This window comes from Pseudescherichia sp. AS216 (assembly GCF_037152055.1).
Lineage (GTDB): Bacteria > Pseudomonadota > Gammaproteobacteria > Enterobacterales > Enterobacteriaceae > Pseudescherichia.
The window spans coordinates 623,933-638,349 of the sequence record NZ_JBBCMV010000001.1 but is presented as its reverse complement, the minus strand read 5'-3'; the positions used below and the strand labels follow the sequence as shown (position 1 = coordinate 638,349).

At 56.8% G+C, this 14,417-nt stretch carries 15 protein-coding genes; 10 read left to right on the top strand and 5 right to left on the bottom strand.

The features are described from left to right. Positions 1–3: 3 nt before the first annotated feature. Complete coding sequence (tusE, locus tag WFN61_RS03015) at positions 4–333, top strand: sulfurtransferase TusE (RefSeq protein WP_042392631.1); 330 nt, start codon at positions 4–6, stop codon at positions 331–333. Here tusE and yccX read toward each other — a convergent pair. Next, positions 330–638, bottom strand: coding sequence for an acylphosphatase (gene yccX, locus WFN61_RS03010; RefSeq protein ID WP_222890077.1), 309 nt, complete (start codon positions 636–638; stop codon positions 330–332). The genes tusE and yccX overlap by 4 nt on opposite strands. 242 nt (positions 639–880) lie before the next feature. On the opposite strand from yccX, the gene rlmI reads away from it, so the two are divergent. Further along, positions 881–2,071 (top strand): 23S rRNA (cytosine(1962)-C(5))-methyltransferase RlmI, encoded by a 1,191-nt coding sequence (rlmI, locus tag WFN61_RS03005; RefSeq protein ID WP_257757140.1) that lies wholly within the window; start codon positions 881–883, stop codon positions 2,069–2,071. 59 nt (positions 2,072–2,130) lie between these two features. Next, a complete protein-coding gene (gene hspQ, locus WFN61_RS03000; protein ID WP_238084152.1) occupies positions 2,131–2,448 on the top strand; it encodes a heat shock protein HspQ in 318 nt (105 codons plus the stop codon). 28 nt (positions 2,449–2,476) lie between these two features. Here hspQ and WFN61_RS02995 read toward each other — a convergent pair whose 3' ends face one another. Next, positions 2,477–2,890, bottom strand: coding sequence for a CoA-binding protein (locus tag WFN61_RS02995; RefSeq protein ID WP_144812845.1), 414 nt, complete (start codon positions 2,888–2,890; stop codon positions 2,477–2,479). Positions 2,891–3,056: 166 nt separating this feature from the next. On the opposite strand from WFN61_RS02995, the gene csgI reads away from it, so the two are divergent. Then, positions 3,057–3,713 (top strand): curli synthesis inhibitor, encoded by a 657-nt coding sequence (csgI, locus tag WFN61_RS02990; RefSeq protein ID WP_257757138.1) that lies wholly within the window; start codon positions 3,057–3,059, stop codon positions 3,711–3,713. Between the two features lie 110 nt (positions 3,714–3,823). Continuing rightward, positions 3,824–4,282 (top strand): methylglyoxal synthase, encoded by a 459-nt coding sequence (mgsA, locus tag WFN61_RS02985; protein ID WP_144812851.1) that lies wholly within the window; start codon positions 3,824–3,826, stop codon positions 4,280–4,282. Positions 4,283–4,361: 79 nt separating this feature from the next. Here the strand turns inward: mgsA and helD are convergent, their stop codons facing one another. Beyond that, positions 4,362–6,416 carry a DNA helicase IV gene (helD, locus tag WFN61_RS02980; protein ID WP_313448055.1) on the bottom strand — a complete coding sequence of 685 codons (2,055 nt, stop codon included), beginning with the start codon at positions 6,414–6,416 and terminating at the stop codon, positions 4,362–4,364. A 123-nt stretch (positions 6,417–6,539) separates the two neighbouring features. Here helD and WFN61_RS02975 point away from each other — a divergent pair, with 123 nt between their 5' ends. Then, entirely contained in the window at positions 6,540–6,983 is a 444-nt protein-coding gene (locus tag WFN61_RS02975; RefSeq protein WP_257757135.1) for a YccF domain-containing protein, read from the top strand. A 19-nt stretch (positions 6,984–7,002) separates the two neighbouring features. After that, positions 7,003–9,135, top strand: coding sequence for a YccS family putative transporter (gene yccS, locus WFN61_RS02970; RefSeq protein WP_144812860.1), 2,133 nt, complete (start codon positions 7,003–7,005; stop codon positions 9,133–9,135). On the opposite strand, the gene WFN61_RS02965 is transcribed toward yccS, so the two are convergent. Then, positions 9,120–9,749, bottom strand: a complete 630-nt coding sequence (locus WFN61_RS02965) for a TfoX/Sxy family DNA transformation protein (protein WP_222890072.1) — start codon at positions 9,747–9,749, stop codon at positions 9,120–9,122. The genes yccS and WFN61_RS02965 overlap by 16 nt on opposite strands. A gap of 217 nt (positions 9,750–9,966) precedes the next feature. Here WFN61_RS02965 and sulA point away from each other — a divergent pair, with 217 nt between their 5' ends. Next, a complete protein-coding gene (sulA, locus tag WFN61_RS02960; RefSeq protein ID WP_144814610.1) occupies positions 9,967–10,476 on the top strand; it encodes an SOS-induced cell division inhibitor SulA in 510 nt (169 codons plus the stop codon). 354 nt (positions 10,477–10,830) lie between these two features. Then, positions 10,831–11,892, top strand: coding sequence for a porin OmpA (gene ompA / locus WFN61_RS02955; RefSeq protein WP_144812867.1), 1,062 nt, complete (start codon positions 10,831–10,833; stop codon positions 11,890–11,892). 77 nt (positions 11,893–11,969) lie between these two features. On the opposite strand, the gene matP is transcribed toward ompA, so the two are convergent. Then, a complete protein-coding gene (gene matP / locus WFN61_RS02950; RefSeq protein ID WP_042392481.1) occupies positions 11,970–12,422 on the bottom strand; it encodes a macrodomain Ter protein MatP in 453 nt (150 codons plus the stop codon). Positions 12,423–12,607: 185 nt separating this feature from the next. Between matP and WFN61_RS02945 the strand changes: the two genes are divergently transcribed. Beyond that, positions 12,608–14,368, top strand: a complete 1,761-nt coding sequence (locus WFN61_RS02945) for a Lon protease family protein (protein WP_337037556.1) — start codon at positions 12,608–12,610, stop codon at positions 14,366–14,368. Positions 14,369–14,417 lie beyond the last annotated feature (49 nt).

The window sequence follows — 14,417 nt, the reverse complement described above, 5'->3', positions numbered from 1 at the left end:
ATTATGTTGAGCTTTGAAGGTAAAGAGATAGAGACCGATAACGACGGCTATCTGAAAGAGAGCAGCCAGTGGAGCGAAGGTCTGGCAGAAGTGATTGCGGCGCAGGAGTCTATTACCCTCTCGCCTGAGCATTGGGAAGTGGTGCGCTTCGTGCGCGACTTTTATCTGGAATTTAACACCTCACCGGCGATCCGCATGCTGGTAAAGGCGATGGCAAACAAGTTTGGCGAGGAGAAAGGCAACAGCCGTTACCTCTACCGCCTCTTTCCGAAAGGCCCGGCCAAACAGGCCACCAAGATTGCTGGCCTGCCTAAACCGGTGAAGTGCATCTAGTAGCGGATACCAAAGTTGGTCCACTCTCGGGTGGGCTGATGCGGCTCGGTTAAGACGTTGTCGACCCGAGCGCTGCGCGGCCCCCCTGCTTTCAGCCACTCAATCAGCTCGGCTAACTTCTCTTCGTCACCGCAGGCAAGAACCTCAACGCTGCCGTCATCCATGTTGCGCGCGTAGCCGGTCAAGCCAAGGCGATGCGCCTCGCGCTGCGTACTGTAGCGAAACCCAACCCCCTGCACGCTGCCGTGAACCCAGCATTTAATGCAGGCGGACGCTTTTTCATTAGTTCTGTTCTCGTCAGTCATGGTGCCCCTCCTTCTCTGATTCACTAAGGGTAGCGTATGCCGCCGCCACTATCAGACTTTTCCCTACATACCGCTTCGCTTCTGTATACCAGACTAAAAGTATTAACTCTCATTGCCTGTCTGTCTTGCCAGTACCTTGATGGTACTGGCATTTTTTTATCTTCCCATCTGCCGAATTGCTTTTCCTGCGCTAACCCAGGAAAATGGCGGCCATTTTCTTCATAAAGACGATCAAATTTATTATGAGCGTACGTTTAGTGTTAGCCAAAGGGCGCGAGAAGTCTCTGCTGCGCCGTCATCCCTGGGTCTTCTCCGGTGCGGTTGCCCGCATGGAAGGCAAAGCCAACCTCGGTGAAACCGTTGATATCGTTGACCATCAGGGAAAATGGTTAGCTCGCGGCGCGTACTCCCCTGCTTCGCAGATCCGCGCCCGCGTCTGGACGTTCGATAAAAACGAAAGCGTAGATATCGCCTTCTTTAGCCGCCGCCTGGCGCAGGCCCAGCAGTGGCGCGACTGGTTGGCGAAGCGTGATGGTCTGGATAGCTATCGCCTGATCGCCGGTGAGTCTGACGGTATGCCCGGCATTACCATCGACCGCTTCGGCAACTTCCTGGTGCTGCAGCTACTGAGCGCAGGCGCAGAGTATCAGCGCCCGGCGCTGGTGGCGGCCCTGCAGGAGCGCTACCCCGAGTGCGCCATTTACGACCGCAGCGACGTGGCGGTACGTAAGAAAGAGGGGCTAGAGTTGACTCAGGGCCCGGTGAGCGGTGAGCTGCCGCCGCCGTTGCTGCCGATCGAAGAGCACGGCATGAAGCTGCTGGTGGATATCCAGGCCGGACACAAAACCGGTTACTACCTTGACCAGCGCGACAGCCGACTGGCGACCCGCCAGTACGTAGCGGATAAGCGCGTGCTGAACTGCTTCTCCTACACGGGTGGCTTTGCGGTCTCTGCGCTAATGGGCGGCTGTGCCCAGGTGGTGAGCGTCGATACCTCCCAGGAGGCGCTGGACGTGGCCCGGCAAAACGTAGAACTCAACAAGCTCGACCTGAGCAAAGCAGAATTTGTGCGCGATGACGTTTTCAAGCTGCTGCGTAAGTATCGTGACAACGGCGAGAAGTTTGACGTTATCGTGATGGATCCGCCGAAGTTCGTTGAGAACAAAAGCCAGCTGATGGGTGCGTGCCGTGGCTATAAGGATATCAACATGCTGGCGATCCAGCTGCTGAATCCCGGCGGCGTGCTGCTGACCTTCTCCTGTTCCGGCCTGATGACCACCGATTTATTTCAGAAAATCATCGCTGATGCCGCAATAGATGCGGGTCGTGATGTACAATTTATAGAGCAGTTCCGTCAGGCCGCAGATCACCCGGTGATCGCTCCCTACCCGGAAGGACTGTATCTTAAAGGGTTTGCCTGTCGCGTCATGTAGCTTGAGTTCTGGAAACTTATCCCCATATCGGGGATAAGTACTGTTTCCTGGAGGTGACTATGATTGCCAGCAAATACGGCATTGGCCAGCAGGTGCGCCACTCTCTGCTGGGATTTTTGGGCGTAGTGGTGGATATCGATCCGCAATACTCTCTTGATGAACCCTCAGCTGACGAGCTGGCCGTTAACCCGGATCTGCGTGTCGCCCCGTGGTATCACGTGGTGATGGAAGATGATGACGGACAGCCGGTGCACACTTACCTGGCCGAAGCTCAGCTCAGCGGCGAAGTGCAGGATGAACATCCGGAACAACCCTCTATGGATGAGCTCGCACGCTCCATCCGTAAGCAGCTCCAGGCGCCCCGGCTGCGCAACTGACAGGACCCCGCCAGCGCGGGGTCTTTTTTTAGCGGGTAAGCCCCAGGCGTGGAATTTCAATCGCCGGGCAGCGATCCATCACCACGTTTAACCCCGCCTCGCGAGCCAGCACCGCTGCCTGCTCGTTGATCACGCCCAGCTGTAACCACAGGGTTTTCGCCCCGATGGCAATCGCCTCCTGCGCCACGCCCCAGGCCGCCTCCGACTGGCGGAACACGTCCACCATATCGACCTTCTCAGGGATTTCCGCCAGCGTCGCGTAGCCCTGTTGACCCAGCAGCGTCTTTCCCGCCACCTTCGGCGAGACCGGGATGACATGGTAGCCCTGATCGAGCAGGTATTTCATGACCCGGTAGCTAGGACGGTCAGGTTTGTCGCTTGCGCCTACCAGCGCAATGGTGTGGGTTGATTTCAGAATGCCAGCAATATCGGTCTCTTTCATAATCATCTCCAGGCTATTTTCTCAAGTGTATGCCAAACCCGGCTCCCCGACCATCTATCCCATACCTCTGCATGAGGGTAATCAGAAGCATAACTCTATATGTTACTAAACATACCGTTAGACATGTTCAGACACGATTTTAACCCTTAAAAACAGCGGAGATTTTATGAGAGCCGGCTTTGCCACCGCACTGATTGTCTGCTTAATGCCGGTTACCGCTTTCGCAACGACCCTGCGCCTGGCAACGGAGATCGATCTCCTGATCCTTGACGGCAAAAAGGTTTCCAGCTCCCTGCTGCGTGGTGCGGGCAGTATTGAACTGGAGAACGGCCCGCATCAGCTGGTATTTCGGGTGGAGAAAAGTATCCGCATGACCAATCGCGAGCAGCGGATGTGGATCTCTCCGCCACTGATCGTCAGTTTTAATACCCGCGATATCAATCTCGTCAACGTGACGCTGCCCCGACTGGAGACGCAGAGAGAATCAGAGATGTTTGATGCCTCGCCGCAGATTTCGCTGCTGGATGGTCACGCGGTCGCTATCCCTGCCATGATAGATATTCTGCCGATAACCGAGACGTCAGAGGGGATCGACTATGAGCGTGATACCGAACGCTATAACAAACAGGGACAGCACGCCTCGCTATCCCAGTTCGCCACGCAAATGGCGGATGACAGAACGTTGCTCTCCAGCGTATCGGAGTTGGACGTCCCGCCGTCGCAGGATCTGACCGAGCAGCGGTTAAAGTACTGGTATCAACAGGCCGATAAGCAAACCCGCAGCCGCTTTATGGAGTGGGTGAAACAGCAGCCTCCCTCCTGAGGGTGCGTTAAATCACATTCCCTTTTCCAGTCGCGCTTTTTTTACGCCTTTCTCTTGCAGCATCAAACGCTTCCAGTAATCTGTAGCAAATTTAATAATGGAATCGGATTATGGAACTGACGACACGTACGCTTCCGGCACGAAAACACATTGCGCTAGTGGCTCACGATCACTGCAAGACCATGCTGATGAACTGGGTAGAGCGCCATCACGCGCTACTGGCCCAGCATGAGCTGTATGCCACCGGCACCACAGGCAACCTGATCCAGCGCGCCACCGGCCTGCCGGTAAACGCAATGCTGAGCGGGCCGATGGGCGGCGATCAGCAGGTAGGGGCGTTAATCTCTGAAAGCAAAATCGACGTGCTGATCTTCTTCTGGGATCCGCTCAACGCCGTGCCACACGATCCGGACGTCAAGGCCCTGCTACGCCTGGCAACGGTGTGGAATATCCCGGTCGCCACCAACGTCTCTACCGCCGACTTTATTATTGAGTCAGCGCACTTCGGCGACAGCTTTGATATTCAGATCCCGGACTATCAGCGCTACCTCGCCGATCGTCTTAAATAATGCATCGCCGGGTGGCGCTTACGCTTACCAGGCCTACGCGTTTTGTAGGCCCGTGCAAGCGCAGCGCCGCCGGGCAAAATCACGGTTTGCGAACGACCGTCACACCCAGCTGCTTTAAATCCTCTACAAACGGCGACGGTGCCTCTTTGCTAAACAGCAGCCAGACGCGCTTGCGGGCGCGGGTCATGGCCACGTACAGCAGACGACGCTCCTCGGCGTCCGGATAATCCTCCGGCGCAGGCAGCAGCGCCTGCTCCATCACCGACTCCCGCGCCGGGGCCGGAAAGCCCTCTTTGCCCTCCTGCAGCCCCAACACAATGACATAGTCCGCCTGCTGTCCTTTGCTGGCGTGGATGGTCATAAAGTCCAGCGTCAGCTGCGGCCAGCGAGTTGCGGCCTTCTCCAGCACGGCGGGCTTGAGATAGTGATAGCGCGCCAGCAGCAGGATCCGCTCGTCCGGCTTCGCGTAGCCGCTGAGCTTATCCAGCAGGGCATCGAGCCGATCCTCAGCCAGCAGCGTCACGGCGTTCTTCTCGCCTGCCGCCAGGCTGTTAAGCGGCTTTCTGAGCTGGTGCGGGTTCTGCTGGATAAAGCGGTTGGCCACGTCGCCAATACGATGGGTAAAGCGATAGGTGGTATCCAGCACGCAGCTTTCCCCCTCGCCAAAATAGTGATGAAACGCGGTGGTCAGAGAGAGCTGCGCCCCGCTAAAGCGGTAGATCGCCTGCCAGTCATCGCCGACGGCAAAGAGCGTAGTGTTTGAGTTCTGCTTGCGCAGCGCCGCCAGCAGCGCCGCACGCTGGGGAGAGATGTCCTGGAACTCATCCACCAGAATATGCTTCCACGGGCTGATAAAGCGCCCTTTCTCCAGAATATTGATTGCCTGGTGGATTAAACCAGAGAAGTCGACGGCATTTTCCGCCTTCAGCGCCGTTTTCCACGCCTTGAGCAGCGGGGCCATCAGCTTCACCCGCTTTGAAAACAGGTTACGCACCTCTTCTGGCGCAGAGGCGATCATCTCGGCCTGCGCGCCGCCGTGCATGCGCATCAGACTCACCCAGCGGTCGAGCCGACCGGCAAGGCGGCGCTGTAGGGCTTTATCGTCCCAGAAATTCCCTTCCGGTATCTCCCACTCCAGCTCCTCTTCCAGCCACAGCCGCCAGCCCTTCGCCTGGGCTTTTTTCTCACTGCACTGCTGCTGCCAGGCCTCGATAAACAGCGCCTGCCGGGCGTCGGTATCGTTCTCCAGCGCGCTGATGGTGGGAACCTTTTTACTGCCGTGCTGAATAATGGCGAGCGCCAGAGCGTGGAAGGTCTGGGCAGCGATCTCATCGGTATTGAGCCGCTCGCGAATACGCGCGTCCATCTCCTGGGCCGCTTTCCGGCCAAAGGCCAGAAGCAGGATCTGATCCGCTGCCGCTTCACCGCGCATCAGCAGCCAGCCCGCGCGGGCCACCAGCACCGATGTCTTGCCGCTGCCCGCTCCGGCCAGCACCAGCAGCGACTGCTCGCCATTCACCACCGCTTCTGCCTGGGCTGGGTTAAGCGGGGAGGATTCAACGCTGGCAAAGAAAGGCGCGTACTGCACCAGCATTTTGCGGGTGTACTCGCGATTATGTGCTGCCCGGCTGGCTTCAACGTCTACCAGCCAGCGCTGGCATTGCTGCCACGCTTCGCGGCAGTTATCGAACTCATCAAGACGGGCCTGCGGCAGCGGCAGCGCCGCAAAGGCGTGACGGATCCGATCCTGCAGGCCCGTGGTCTGCTGGCGGGTGAGCCACCTGTTGGCCTTCATGCCGCTGGAGAGGGTCTCTACCGTCTCCTGCAGCACCCCTGCGGCCACCTCGCTCATTTGGCTGCTCCATGCCTGCCAGTGGGCGTTGAGATGTTGATAGAACTGCTGGGTTTGCGCCCACTCGGTACCGTGCAGGCGCACCACTTTGGCATCGGATAGCACGAACTCCAGCTCGCCCCAGACCAGCCCGCGCTTGCAGACAATCGCCAAAAGTTGATTATAGGGAATAAGATACTCATGGCGATCGCCGGAAACTTTCACGCCCGCGTGGAGCATGACCGCCCGGTCATAGGGGTGCTGGGCCAGACGTTTTCCGAGTGAAGTCGCTTTCAGTTCCATGATGTGCCGTTTCTCTGGTCATAACGTTGCCCGTCAGTGTACCCGTCAGAGAATTTACGCTCCAGCGTAAAAAGACGTTACACTTAGCAAGCCTTTTCCTATGGCAAATAACTTTGAGGATGTATGCGTACTGTACTGAATATTCTTAACTTCTTTCTGGGCGGCTTCATGACGACGCTGGCCTGGATCCTGGCAACGATGATGAGCGTTGTCTTTGTCATCACGTTGCCGCTGACCCGCTCATGCTGGGAGATCGCGAAGCTGTCGCTGGTGCCGTATGGCAACGAGGCGATCCATGTGGATGAGCTCGATCCCTCCCGCCGTAACGTCATAATGAACACCGGCGGCACGCTGCTGAATATTATCTGGCTGGTGCTGTTCGGCTGGTGGCTATGCATAATGCATATCCTCGCGGGTATCACCCAGTGCCTGACCATCATCTGTATTCCGGTGGGTATCGCCAACTTTAAAATCGCAGCCATTGCTCTGTGGCCGGTTGGACGGCGGGTCGTGTCGGTGGAAACGGCGCAGGCCGCCCGCGAAGCCAACGCCCGGGCCCGTTTCTAATCTGAAGGACGCGTCACTCATGCTAAGCCCCCTGCTTCGCCGTTACACATGGAACAGTGCCTGGCTCTATAACGTCAGGATTTTTATCGCCCTGAGCGGTACGGTTGCCCTGCCCTGGTGGTTGGGCGAGGTGAAGCTCACCATCCCGCTGACCCTGGGCGTGGTAGCCGCCGCGCTGGCGGATTTAGATGACCGCCTTACCGGGCGGCTGCGCAACCTGGTTATCACCCTGGTCTCGTTCTTTATTGCCTCGGCCTCGGTGGAGCTACTCTTTCCCTGGCCGTGGCTGTTTGCCCTCGGGCTTATCGTCTCTACCTGCGGGTTTATCCTGCTGGGCGGTCTCGGTCAGCGCTACGCCACCATCGCCTTTGGTGCGCTGCTGATTGCCATCTATACCATGCTGGGTATCTCGCTTTTCGACCAGTGGTACCAGCAGCCGCTGCTGCTGCTGGCGGGCGCGGTGTGGTTTAGCCTGCTGACGCTAGTGGGGCACCTGGTGTTTCCGGTGCGCCCGCTGCAGGACAACCTCTCACGCTGCTATGCGCAGCTGGCGAACTACCTGGAGCAGAAATCACGCCTCTTCGACCCCGACTATGATGATGAGAGTGAAAGTGAAGCGCCGCTCTACGATCTGGCCCAGGCTAACGGCCAGTTGGTCACTACCCTCAACCAGACCAAGGCCTCGCTGCTGACAAGGCTACGGGGAGATCGTGGCCAGCGCGGTACCCGACGCACGCTGCACTACTATTTTGTTGCCCAGGATATTCACGAGCGCGCCAGCTCGTCGCATATCCAGTACCACGCCCTGCGCGAGCGCTTTCGCCACAGCTCCCTGATGTTTCGCTTTCAGCGGATGCTCTCTATGCAGGCCCAGGCCTGCGCCCGACTCTCACGGGCTATTCTGCTGCGCGAACCCTATCAGCACGATCCTCAGTTTGAGCGTGCCTTTGCCCATCTTGACACGGCCCTTGAGCACGCCCGCGCCCTGGGCACCTCTATGGACTATATTGAGTCGCTGGGCTTTGTGCGCGATAACCTGCGGGCTATCGACGCTCAGCTGGCGACGATAGAGTCTGAGCAGGCGCTGATGCAGCAGCCGCAGAGTACCGAGAATGAGCTTGCCGATGACAGCCTGACCGGGCTGGACGATATCTGGCAGCGCCTGAAGCGCAACCTGACGCCAGAGTCGGCCCTGTTTCGCCATGCGGTAAGAATGTCGGTGGTGCTCTGCCTGGGCTATGCCTTTATACAGGTCACCGGGCTCCAGCATGGCTACTGGATCCTGCTGACCAGCCTGTTTGTCTGCCAGCCAAACTATAACGCCACCCGCCACCGCTTAACGCTGCGTATCATTGGCACGCTGGTGGGCGTGGCGGTGGGTCTACCGATACTGCTTTTTGTCCCGTCGCTGGAGGGGCAGCTGGTGCTGATCGTCATTGCCGGGGTGCTCTTTTTTGCCTTTCGCAACGTGCAGTATGCTCATGCCACGATGTTTATCACCCTGCTGGTGCTGCTCTGCTTCAACCTGCTCGGGGAGGGTTTTGAGGTGGCGATCCCGCGTATTATCGATACGCTGATCGGCTGCGCCATCGCCTGGGCAGCGGTGAGCTTTATCTGGCCGGACTGGCGTTTTCGTAACCTCCCACGCGTGCTGGAGCGGGCGCTTGACGCTAACTGCCGCTATCTGGATGCCATTCTGGAGCAGTATCATCAGGGACGCGATAACCGACTGGCATATCGCATTGCCCGGCGCTACGCCCACAATGGCGATGCAGAGTTCGCATCAGTGGTCTCAAACATGTCCACCGAGCCGAACGCCACGCCGCAGACGCGCGACGTCGCGTTCCGCCTGCTCTGCCTGAACCACACCTTTACTAGCTACATCTCTACGCTGGGGGCACACCGGGAACAGCTCCAGCAGCCGGAGATACTGCAACTGCTGGATGATGCCGTCTGCTATGTCGATGATGCCCTGCACCACCAGCCTGCTGATGAGGTGCGGGTTGGGCAGCAGCTTGCGGCACTCTCAGAGCGAATTCGCCAGCTTGAACCCGATCCTAAAAGCAAGGCCCCGCTGGTTCTGCAGCAGGTAGGCCTGCTAATTGGGCTGCTGCCGGAGATCTGCCAGCTGCAGCATCAGGTTCCCCGCTGATTTACACGGCTCTCTGCCTCCAGCTCTTTATACCAGACGGTCAGCTCCCGGCGTATTTCTGCCGGGAGCGCGGCCTCATGCAGGCCAGCGATGGCCCCTTCCAGCGCAAACAGCACCCGGATACTCAGCAGCGGGCTGCGCTCCTTTAACCTGAGCCAGCATGCCTTCGCTCCCAGCAGCTTCAGGCTGTGTTCATCCTTAACGCCCGCTTCCCACAGCAGCGTCTCCAGCTGAAAATTCAGGTTGGGCAGATCTCTGAGCCGCTTTTGCGCATACCTTGCGACCTTTTCGCGCCGCGCTGCCGCCAGAGAGTAGTTGCCCAGCGTGAGCAGCGTTTCGCGATCCTGCCACAGGCTATCATCGACCCGGTAGTAGTTAAGCAGCACCGGCCTGCCCCGCTTCACAAAGGTCAGGAACGGGGCCTGCGTGTTGACACAGTAGGAGGCACTCTCTTCACAAGCACGCAGGTAGAGCGCCCCTTCGGCAACCATGGCAAAGACGGTATCTTCTATGGCGAGGCTGTAACCACCAAACAGTGCGCGGTGGCGAATATGTCCCAGCGACGAAAGATATTCCCGAGATTGATAGATCCTTTGATACGATACGTTTTTCATACTTATCCCTTTGAAATCAAGGCGTAATATATCTTCTGTTTATTAAGCCATCCGTTAAAAAGGAACATAGGGAAGTTACCCGGCATCAGCAAGATGATTTTTTCTCTCACCGCACGATCGGGTCATATTTGCGAGACGCTTTCAGAAAATGAGGTTGATCTTTAAACGCGCCGGAGGTACTGTATAGATATACAGTAACTCTCAGGGTTGGATGACTATGTACGCTTCAGGCTTTGCTAACCGCTCATCTCAATATACTTCTTTTGCAGGCAACCGCACGCAGGTTAATGCACCTGCTGCGGCCACCGGCCTCATCAGTGAGGTAGTCTACCGTGAAGACCAGCCGATGATGACGCAGCTGCTGCTGCTGCCTCTGCTACAGCAGCTTAGCCAGCAGTCTCGCTGGCAGCTCTGGCTGACGCCGCAGCAGAAGTTGAGCCGGGCGTGGGTACGGTCCGCAGGTCTGCCTTTAAGCAAACTGATGCACATCAGCCAGCTCTCCCCAGAGAGTACGTTAGATTCCATGATTAAAGCATTACAGACGGGGAACTACAGCGTGGTGATTGGCTGGCATGCGCAGGAGCTGTCGGCAGATGAGCATCGCCGCCTCGTTGATGCAGCCCAGGAAGGGAATGCAATGGGGTTTATTATGCGACCGGTTCGCTTCGACCCTCAGGCTTCAGGACAGTCATCGGGCCTAAAAATTCACTCGAATTTGTTTCATTAAGTAAATTTAAGATAATTCCTGGGATCTTTTTTGCGCCGGTTCCAGGCTATTGGTCATTAAGCTAAATTCGCTCGCGAAGCCTGTCTGGCGGGGCAACCACGATATTTTGACGGCGATTTTATCGTCATAAATGTTAAATATTGTGTCTACAACTCTTTTTTTTTCATATGCCTGACGGAGTTCACACTTGTAAGTTTCCAACTACGTTGTAGACTTTACATCGCCAGGGGTGCTCGGCATAAGCCGAAGATATCGGTAGAGTTAATATTGAGCAATGCCCCCGGTGAAGGATTTAACCGTGTTTTCTCTGGCGAGAAGTTCATGGCGATTTTTGGATGATAACGAGGCGCAAAAATGAAAAAGACAGCTATCGCGATTGCAGTGGCACTGGCTGGCTTCGCTACCGTAGCGCAGGCCGCTCCGAAAGATAATACCTGGTACACTGGTGCTAAACTGGGCTGGTCCCAGTACCACGACAACGGTTTCATTGACAACAATGGCCCGACCCGTGAAGACCAGCTCGGCGCTGGCGCATACGGCGGCTATCAGGTTAACCCGTACGTTGGTTTTGAGCTGGGTTACGACTGGTTAGGTCGTGAGCCGTACAAAGGCGACAACGTAAACGGTGCTTTCAAATCTCAGGGCGTTCAGCTGACCGCTAAACTGGGCTACCCAATCACTGACGACGTTGATATCTACACTCGTCTGGGTGGTATGGTATGGCGTGCAGATGCTAAAGCTCAGGTTCCTGGCGTTGCTGGTGCGAACTTCAAAGACCACGATACCGGTGTTTCCCCAGTATTCGCTGGTGGCGTAGAGTGGGCAATGACCCGTGACATCGCTACCCGTCTGGAATACCAGTGGGTTAACAACATTGGCGATGCTAAAACTCTGGGCACCCGTCAAGACAACGGTATGCTGAGCGTAGGTGTTTCCTACCGCTTCGGCCAGCAGGAAGACGTAGCTCCGGTTGTTGCACCGGCTCCGGCTCCGGCTCCGCAGGTTTCTACCAAGCACTTCACTCTGAAGTCTGACGTACTGTTCAACTTCAACAAAGCGACTCTGAAACCAGAAGGCCAGCAGGCTCTGGATCAGATGTACAGCCAGCTGAGCAACCTGGATCCGAAAGACGGTTCCGTTGTTGTTCTGGGCTTCACCGACCGTATCGGTTCTGACGCCTACAACCAGGGTCTGTCCGAGAAACGTGCTCAGTCTGTTGTTGACTACCTGATCTCTAAAGGTATCCCGTCCAACAAGATCTCCGCACGTGGTATGGGCGAGTCTAACCCGGTTACTGGCAACACCTGTGACAACGTGAAAGCACGTCCGGCACTGATCGACTGCCTGGCTCCGGATCGTCGCGTAGAGATCGAAGTTAAAGGTATCAAAGACGTTGTAACTCAGCCGCAGGCTTAAGTTTACGTCTTATAAAAAAACCCCGCTCTGCGGGGTTTTTTATTGCCTGCTCTCTGCTGATGGGCTGAGGTTATGCGTTACTCTTTGCCCAGCAGCGCCTGCAGATCCTGCTTCAGGGTACTCATTTTGCTAGCATACTTCTCTTTATGCTCGGCGTCTTCAATCAGCTGCACAATCGTCTCTGACAGCGTTTTTCCCCGCCGCTGGGCAAGACCGGCCAGACGTTGCCAGACCATAAATTCCAGATCGATTGATTTTTTACGCGTGTGCTGGTGCTCGGCGTTGAAGTGTCGTTTTCGCCGGGCGCGGATGGTCTGCTTCATGCGGTTCATTAATGCGGCATTCATATGCTGCGCAATCCAGTCGTTAACACGAACCGGTTCGTATTCAAGCTTCAGCAACAGATCGACGGCCTCTTTAGCCGCACTGGTTTCTAAATAGCGCGTGATGAGTTCACCTTCACGGTGCTTTTTCACCAGGTACTTCCATTTCCAGCCGCTTTCGAGATTTTCCAGTTGTTGATATTTCATTGCGATCTCAGTGTTACCGTGTAACTTAGTTCAGAATATCAGTTTTTTGCCAATCTGCTGAAAAGAAATCACATCCTGTGAGCTAAGCGGTGCCCGGATAGCGGTAAAAGCATCTATTCCGCGTGTGCTGAATTGCCGCTTACGCTATAATTTCGCCCTTTACAGCTGATGATAAAACCTCGACTTTGACCATAACTAAACTAGCCTGGCAAGACCTTGTTCCTGATACCGATAGCTATCAGGAGGTGTTTACACCGTCTGACGTTGACCTTGAGTCTGAGCTTTCTCTTGGTGACACGCAACCTCGTTTGCAATACGCGCTGGAGCAGTTGCTGCATCCGTCTGCCTCTTCACGCTTCTTACTGGCCAAAGCGCCGGAAGAGCCGGAGTATCTGTCCCTGATCGCCGCCGCTGCCCGTGAGCTTCAGCCCGCAACGTCGTCGGTTGTTGGCGTCGAGTATAGCGTCGCTGGCCGCACGGTAAGCGTTAAGCCTGCCGCCAGTGCAGAGGCAAACTTTGCCGGCCAGAGTGAAGTGGTGGTTGCCGATTGGGTAGAAGCTGAGCAGCTCTTTGGCTGCCTGCGCCAGTTCAATAATGAGATCACCCTTGAGCCAGGGCTGGTACACCAGGCCAACGGCGGCGTACTGGTGGTGTCGCTGCGTACCCTGCTGAGTCAGCCCCTGCTCTGGATGCGCCTGAAATCCATCGTGACTCGCCAGCGTTTCGACTGGGTCTCCTTTGACGAGTCGCGTCCCCTACCCGTTAGCGTTCCCGCAATGCCGCTGACGCTGAAGGTTATTCTGGTCGGCGAGCGCGAGTCGCTGGCAGATTTCCAGGAGATGGAGCCGGATCTGGCCGCCCAGTCTATCTACAGCGAGTATGAAGAGACGATCCAGATCACCGATCTGGACGCGCTTGCTACCTGGCGTCAGTGGGTCATTCTTAACGCCGAGCAGGCCGGACTTCCCACCCCGGCAGAGGATGCCTGGCCGATATTTATCCGTGCCGCGGTACGCTACACCGACGATCAGGAGACGCTGCCGCTCAGCCCGCTGTGGCTGGCGCGCCAGCTGCGCGAGGTCTCTGCCTTTACCGAGGGAAGCACCTTCGACGCGGAGCAGCTGCAAACCATGCTGAGCCAGCGCGAGTGGCGTGAAGGCTATCTGCCGGAGCGTATGCTGGATGAGATCCTGCTGGAGCAGATCCTGATTGAGACCGAAGGCGATCGCGTGGGGCAGATTAACGCCCTGTCGGTGGTTGAGTTTCCTGGTCACCCTCGCCCCTATGGCGAACCGTCACGCATTAGCTGCGTGGTACACATCGGCGACGGCGAGTTTCATGACATTGAGCGGAAAGCCGAGCTGGGGGGCAACATCCATGCGAAGGGCATGATGATCATGCAATCCTTCCTGATGGCCGAGCTGGAGCTGGAGCAGCAGATGCCGTTCACGGCGTCGTTGACCTTCGAGCAATCCTACAGTGAAGTAGACGGCGACAGCGCCTCAATGGCCGAGCTTTGCGCCCTAATTAGCGCCCTGGCCGATGTCCCGCTGCATCAGCATATCGCTATCACCGGCTCGGTGGATCAGTTTGGACGGGCACAGCCGGTAGGCGGTCTGAACGAGAAGATCGAAGGCTTTTTCGCCATTTGCCAGCACCGGGGTCTGACCGGCAAGCAGGGCGTGATCATCCCGGCGGCCAATGTCCGTCACCTTTGCCTGCATCAGGAGCTGCTGGACGCGGTCCAGGCAGAACAATTTTTCATCTGGGCCATTGATGATGTAACCGATGCACTACCCTTACTGACAGACCTGGTCTGGGATGGCGAAGGGCAAACCACGCTGGTCCAGACTATTCAGGAACGTATTACGCAGGCGACGCAGCAGGAAGCGCGTCATCGCTATCCGTGGCCGCTACGCTGGGTCGGCTGGTTTACGCCTAACTGATCGGAGTTGTTCAGCGTACACGTGTTAGCTATCCTGCGTGCTTCACTAA